The 6,329-nt window shown below is 66.4% G+C and carries 8 protein-coding genes and 1 pseudogene; 8 read left to right on the top strand and 1 reads right to left on the bottom strand.

The features are described from left to right. Positions 1 to 84: 84 nt before the first annotated feature. Positions 85 to 813: a prephenate dehydrogenase gene (locus B4A72_RS09765; protein ID WP_292953252.1), complete on the bottom strand. Its 729-nt coding sequence runs from the start codon at positions 811 to 813 to the stop codon at positions 85 to 87. Between the two features lie 265 nt (positions 814 to 1,078). On the opposite strand from B4A72_RS09765, the gene B4A72_RS09760 reads away from it, so the two are divergent. The 8 genes and pseudogenes from B4A72_RS09760 to B4A72_RS09725 form a co-directional block, all read left to right on the top strand. Beyond that, complete coding sequence (locus tag B4A72_RS09760) at positions 1,079 to 1,783, top strand: CoA transferase subunit A (protein WP_292953255.1); 705 nt, start codon at positions 1,079 to 1,081, stop codon at positions 1,781 to 1,783. Continuing rightward, positions 1,783 to 2,409, top strand: coding sequence for a CoA transferase subunit B (locus tag B4A72_RS09755; protein ID WP_292953258.1), 627 nt, complete (start codon positions 1,783 to 1,785; stop codon positions 2,407 to 2,409). Before B4A72_RS09760 ends, B4A72_RS09755 begins: the two co-directional genes overlap by 1 nt. A 107-nt stretch (positions 2,410 to 2,516) precedes the next feature. Further along, positions 2,517 to 3,092, top strand: coding sequence for a hypothetical protein (locus tag B4A72_RS09750; RefSeq protein WP_292953261.1), 576 nt, complete (start codon positions 2,517 to 2,519; stop codon positions 3,090 to 3,092). A 137-nt stretch (positions 3,093 to 3,229) separates the two neighbouring features. Next, the gene (gene ybgC, locus B4A72_RS09745) at positions 3,230 to 3,631 is read left to right on the top strand and encodes a tol-pal system-associated acyl-CoA thioesterase (protein WP_292953264.1); all 402 of its coding nucleotides are present in this window, start codon (positions 3,230 to 3,232) and stop codon (positions 3,629 to 3,631) included. Then, positions 3,624 to 4,361 carry an HAD family hydrolase gene (locus B4A72_RS09740; protein ID WP_292953267.1) on the top strand — a complete coding sequence of 246 codons (738 nt, stop codon included), beginning with the start codon at positions 3,624 to 3,626 and terminating at the stop codon, positions 4,359 to 4,361. Before ybgC ends, B4A72_RS09740 begins: the two co-directional genes overlap by 8 nt. Before the next feature lie 135 nt (positions 4,362 to 4,496). Then, the gene (gene tolQ / locus B4A72_RS09735; protein WP_292953270.1) at positions 4,497 to 5,192 is read left to right on the top strand and encodes a protein TolQ; all 696 of its coding nucleotides are present in this window, start codon (positions 4,497 to 4,499) and stop codon (positions 5,190 to 5,192) included. A gap of 66 nt (positions 5,193 to 5,258) precedes the next feature. Continuing rightward, positions 5,259 to 5,651 carry an ExbD/TolR family protein gene (locus B4A72_RS09730; protein WP_414692495.1) on the top strand — a complete coding sequence of 131 codons (393 nt, stop codon included), beginning with the start codon at positions 5,259 to 5,261 and terminating at the stop codon, positions 5,649 to 5,651. Next, a pseudogene (locus B4A72_RS09725) lies at positions 5,644 to 6,329 on the top strand (protein TolA); the annotation flags it as partial. The gene B4A72_RS09730 and the pseudogene B4A72_RS09725, both read left to right, overlap by 8 nt.

Genomic DNA, 6,329 nt, shown 5'->3' with positions numbered 1-6,329 from the left:
AGACTGCCAAGACTGCCAAGAAGGCTGCCGTGAAAAAGCCCGCGGCCGGCAGGAAGTCCGCCGAATGACCCCGTCGGGCATGCCTCAGCCTGTCTCGGCCATCTCCGCGATGCCGGCTATCGCCTTCACGAACCGCGCGCGGACCGGCCCGGCATGGGGATTGTCATGCAGGATCGTCCGCAGCAGTTCAGGTGAATCCGCCTGAACCATCGCCACGGCCTCGACCAGCCGCCGGAAGCTTTCGGTGGTCAGCCTGTCGGGTATCGGTCCAATTCCCGACAAACCCTGCGCGATCAGATGCGTCAGCCCCTGCACCACGGCCATCTCGCGGTCATGTGCCTCTGGTGTGGTTGCCAGAACCCGCAATCCCAGCCTTCGCAGGAATGCCGCCGCTCGCCGGTGGCCGTCGCCGCGCAGCGGGCACCATGCGATGCGATGACCCGTCAGGCCCTCGCGCGCGCTTGCAGGCCCAAACAGCGGATGCGTGGCAACGATCTGGGCATGGTCGGGCAGGATGGCCTGCATCATCGTGGCAGGCAGCAGCTTGACCGAAGCCACATCAATGACCATCGCGCCGGGGCGAAGATGGGGCGCGATGATGTGCAGCACGGACCGCATCTGCGACAGCGGCACGGACAGAACGATGATGCGGCAGCGCGCGGCCTGCGCAAGATCGACCTGCAACAGGTCGTTGACCAACAGCACGGGGTCGCAGACGCACAATGTCATGTGATCGCGCAAATGGCGGGCGATCAACTGGCCGAAGGCTCCGAAGCCGATGATCGAAAGATGGGGACAGTCGGGATTGGACATGGGGACGACCCTGGATTTCGGCGCAGGCTCGTGGTGATGTCATCCGGTCAACCGCTTCCCCGCGCGGTTGACATGGCTCTGCCCCCGCTATGTCAGCGGGCGATAAGAGATCGCAGAGATGGCGCGGATGCGGTTCATCCATCATGATTGCCACCGGTCGGGTCGGCAGGTCAAGTCGCGGCACGAACAGGGTGTGGCCTGATTGACACGGATTGCCCTGCGGGCCATGACTTTCATCGAAACCGGATCCATGAGGGGAGGGCCGATGAAAAAGGTCTATGACAACGCGGCCGAGGCGCTGGACGGTCTTTTGAAGGACGGGATGTTCATCTCGGCCGGAGGCTTCGGGCTGTGCGGCATACCCGAATTGCTGATCGACGCCATCGTCGATAGCGGCGTAAAGGATCTGACCATCGCCAGCAACAATTGCGGCGTGGACGGGTTCGGCCTGGGCAAGCTGCTGGACACCAAGCAGATCAGGAAGATGATCAGTTCTTACGTCGGCGAGAACGCGGAATTCATGCGTCAGTATCTGTCGGGCGAACTGGAGCTGGAATTCAACCCGCAAGGCACGCTTGCCGAACGGATGCGCGCGGGCGGCAGCGGCATTCCGGGCTTCTACACCAAGACCGGCGTCGGCACCCAGATCGCCGATGGCAAGGAAGTTAAGGTCTTCGACGGCGAGGAATACATCCTCGAGCGCGGCATCGTCGCCGACCTGGCCATTGTGAAAGCCTGGAAGGCCGATGACACCGGCAATCTGGTGTTCCGCAAGACGGCACGGAACTTCAATCCGCCCGCCGCGATGTCCGGCAAGGTTTGCGTGGTCGAGGTCGAGGAGATCGTCGAGCGCGGCGCGCTGGATCCCGACTGCATCCACCTGCCCGGCATCTATGTGCACCGGATCATCCAGGGCCCGCACGAGAAGCGCATCGAGAAGGTCACCACCCGCAAGAAGGAAACCGCGTAATGGCATGGGATCGCGACCAGATGGCCGCCCGCGCGGCCGAGGAACTGGAAGACGGAATGTATGTCAACCTCGGGATCGGCATCCCGACGCTGGTGGCCAATTACACCGGCGACAAGGACATCACGCTGCAATCGGAAAACGGCATGCTGGGCATGGGGCCTTTCCCCTATGAGGGCGAGGAAGATCCCGACCTGATCAACGCCGGCAAGCAGACCATCACCGAGCTGAACCGCACGTCTTATTTCGACAGCGCGACCAGCTTCGGCATGATCCGCGGCGGCAAGATCGCGGCGGCGATCCTCGGCGCGATGGAGGTGGCCGAAAACGGCGATCTGGCGAACTGGATGATCCCCGGGAAGCTGGTCAAGGGCATGGGCGGCGCGATGGATCTGGTCGCGGGCGTCAAGCGCGTGATCGTGGTCATGGACCACACCAACAAGGCCGGCGAATCAAAGCTGCTGAAATCCTGCACGCTGCCCCTGACCGGCAAGGCCGTGGTGGACCGGATCATTACCAACCTGGGCGTGCTGGATGTGGTCGAGGGCGGCCTGAAGATCGTGGAGACCGCCGATGGCGTGACCGAGGACGAGATCCGCGCCGCGACCGAGGCAACGATCGTCGGCTGATCCGGGATAGACCGGCGGCGGAGGCAGGGGGCGTTGCCCCCCGTCGCCGTTCCGGCGACTTCCCCCAGGATATTTGGGCCAAGGCAAAGGGACCGGCGGAGGTTTCGATGGATCCTGACCGGATTGCGGCGCTGTTCACGCGCCAGGATGGATCGTTTCTGTGCGCGCGATGGGGGCGACCGGTCGCGCCGGTCGCGTTCGGGCTGGCCGAGGAAAGCCTCGACATCTTTCGGGCCGCAATCCGGGCCGGCTTTGCCCATGCCGGACATCCCGTGACCGAGACCGACCCCGAGATGGGCAGCAACCTGATGCTGTTCTTCATGCGCGACTGGCAGGAATTGCAGGGCGTGCCGGATCTGGATCTTCTGACGGGCCAGGATGGGTTGCCCGGGCGGCTGGCCGGGCTAAAGGCCGATCAATACCGGATTTTTCGCTTTGATGCCGATGGCGGCATCCGGGCCTGTCTGCATTTCGTGCGGATGTCGGGCGCGTTGGGCGATGCGCATCCGGCGCAGCTTGCCGAGGCGCTGACCATGCGCAGCGCGCTGAGCTTCGCGCGCGACGTTGCGCCCTCGACGGATCTCGCGGCGCTGATCCGGGCGGCCTATGACCCGATCCTGCCGGTGGCAGCGCAGGATCCCAGCCATGCCCTGCGTCTGTCGGCAAGGATCGCGCGGACCTGATGCGGCCCGCGCGACAGCGCGCGGAACGCGCGCATCCGTCCAGCGACAGCGACCGGCACGGAGTTTGTCCGTGCCGCCCCCTTCGCCCGCCGAACGGGCGATTGCGGGTATTCCGACCCCGTCCTAGGATAGCTGCCATGAGCCATTCCATGATCCTGCGCGTCTATTACGAGGATACCGATCTTGCCGGGATCGTCTATTATGCCAATTACCTCAAATTCATCGAGCGCGGACGCTCGGAATGGTTGCGCGCCCTGGGGATCGATCAGGCCGCGCTGAAACGGCAGGCGGGCCTGGTCTTCGCCGTGCGCCGGATCGAGGCGGATTATCTGCGGCCGGCGCGGTTCGACGATCTGGTACAGGTCGCGACCCGCCTCGACATGCTCAGCGCCGCGCGAATCGTGATGGATCAGACCGTCACGCGCGACGGCGAGGTGCTGTTCGCCGCCCGCGTGACCATCGCTTGTCTGGACGCGCGCGGACGGCCGACGCGCCTGCCCGCACCGCTTGCCGCCATCCTGCGGAAGGCCGATGACTGAGCCGCGCCGCATCGCCATGTGGTCGGGGCCGCGCAATCTTTCGACGGCGATGATGCGCAGCTTCGGTGCCCGTCCCGATTGTGTCTGCGTGGACGAACCGTTCTATGCCCATTATCTGTCGCAGACCGGCCTGCCCCATCCGATGCGGGATCAGGTGATTGCCAGCCAGCCCACCGATTGGCGCATTGTGCTGCCCGGATTGACCACCGATCCGGCGGCCGCGCCGGTGCAGTATCAGAAGCATATGGTTCAGCACATGCTGCCCGGCATGGACCTGGGCTGGACCGGGACCGTCACCAATGTCTTCCTGATCCGCGAACCCGAGCGTGTCGTGGCCTCTTTCGCGGCCAAGCGCGGTCTGCCCGACCCGGCCGAGCTGGGTTTCGCCCGTCAGTGGAGCATGTTTCGCGAGATGGCCGAACGCGGCGCCGCGCCCATCGTGATCGACAGCGCCGATATCCGCCGCGATCCTCGTCGCGCGCTGCGGGCATTATGCGCCGCGATCGACCTGCCCTGGACCGAGGCCATGTTGTCCTGGCAGGCCGGCCCGCATCCCGAGGATGGCGTCTGGGGTGCGGTCTGGTACGATGCGGTCAATCGCTCGAACGGCTTTGGCGGGCCCGAGGGGCCCGGTCCCGAACTGGACGGGCCGTTGGCGGATCTGGCCACCCGGCTGCGTCCGGATTACGAAGCCATCGCGGCGCATCGGCTGGTGCTTTCCGGCAGGTGACGCCATTGTGTTGCGGCAGGGGGCTGCAAGATTTGATAAAGAGAGGCTAGAAGGCCGGCGATCCGTGCCAGCCGGTCCGGCAGACCGGCGGGTTCTGGATGATTCGACCAAGGCCCGGAAGATGAGGCAGTGACGATGGAACCCATTCAGGCCGCCCAGGCCCTCGATTTTTCGCTTCTGGCGCTGTTTGCCCGTGCGTCATTGACCGTGAAGGTGGTGATGGTGCTGCTGATCGTCGCCTCGGTCTGGTCTTGGGCGATCATCATCCAGAAATTCCTGGCCTTCGCCGCCGCAAGGCGCGAGCAAATCCGCTTCGATCGCGCCTTCTGGTCCGGCGAGCCGCTGGACGATGTCTATGACCGGCTGGGCGAGACGCCCTCGGGCGCGACCGAACGGGTCTTTGCCGCCGGCATGACCGAATGGCGGCGCAGCCACCGCGATGACGGCGCACTGATCCCCGGCGGCACGCAGCGGATCGACCGCGCCATGAACGTCGCCATCCAGCGCGAGGAAACGCGCCTGTTCCGGGGCCTGTCCTTTCTGGCCACCGTCGGCTCGACCGCGCCCTTCATCGGCCTGTTCGGCACCGTCTGGGGCATCAAGACCGCATTCGAAGGTATCGCCATGTCACAGGATACCAGTCTTGCCGTCGTCGCACCCGGCATCGCCGAGGCCCTGCTGGCGACGGCGCTTGGCCTGCTGGCCGCCATCCCCGCCGTCGTGTTCTACAACAAGCTTTCGGGCGACGCCGAACGGGTGACCGGCAACTGGGAGGCGTTTTCGGACGAGTTCTCGACGCTGCTGTCGCGCCAGCTGGACAGCGAGGTCTGATCCGCGATGGCCGACGTCGTCAAAAGGATCAGCCGAAGGAAAAGCGGGCGGCGGCGCAACGCGCCGATGTCCGAGATCAACGTGACGCCCTTCGTGGATGTCATGCTGGTCCTGCTGGTGATCTTCATGGTCGCCGCGCCGCTGATGACGGCCGGGGTGCCGCTGAACCTGCCCCGGACCGCCGCGACCGCCGTGCCGACCGAGCCCGAGGAACCGCTGGTGATCTCGATCCCCGCGGAGGGACAGATCACGCTGATGAACAATCCCCTCGCTGACAATCAGATCGTGGCCCGGCTGCGCGCCGTACTGGCCGAACGTCAAAGCGACCGCATCTTCCTGCGCGCCGATGGCACCATTCCCTATGCCAGGGTGGTGCAGGTCATGGGCGCGCTGAATGCCGCAGGACTTACCAATATCGTGCTGGTCACCGATCCGGGCGGCCCGCGCATGGATGGCTGATTTCATGCAGGATGACCGCGAATCCCGCATCGGCTGGTGGATCTCGGGCGGCGCACATGCCGCGCTGATCCTGTGGGCGGTGCTGGGCGGGGTCTTCTTCCGGCCGCAGCCCTCGACGCCGTTGCGCACGACCCAGGTCGCCACGATGAGCGGCGACGACTTCGAGGCGCTGGCCGCGGCCTCGCGCGGGGCCGGTCCTGTGGCTCGGGAGGCCACCGCGGTCGCAGCGATGCCCCCGCCCGAAGTCGAACAGGACAAGGCAGCCGCCCCCGCCGGCGCCAGTGCCCCCGATCCGCAGGATGCGGCACAGGCGCTGGCCCGGCCGGACGCGGCCGAGCGCCAGCCCGATCTCAGCGATTTCGAGGCGCGGCCGCCGGTGACGGTCGCGACCGACCTGCCTGAACCCGTCCCGGCGCCGGACAGCGCCGCCGAAACCGCGCCCAGACGCCCCGCCACGCCGGACGCTCCGACGGCCGAGGGCCAGCCTGCCCGTCCGCAAGCGCCGGTCCCGGACGCCCCGGCCGTGCCGGTCGCGCCGCGCTCGGAACTCGCGCTGGACCGCTCGAGCCTGCCGCGTCTGCGGCCCGATGGCCTGGTCGAGGAACGCAATGCCCGCCTCGCCGCGCAAGAGGCCGCGCGCCAGGCGGCGGCCGAGGCCGCGCGGGCCGAGGCCGAGGC

The sequence above is a fragment of the Paracoccus sp. UBA5162 genome (assembly GCF_002413585.1).
Lineage (GTDB): Bacteria > Pseudomonadota > Alphaproteobacteria > Rhodobacterales > Rhodobacteraceae > Paracoccus.
Note: the sequence above shows the minus strand (reverse complement) of the source record. Positions and strands in the feature narration are given on the sequence as shown.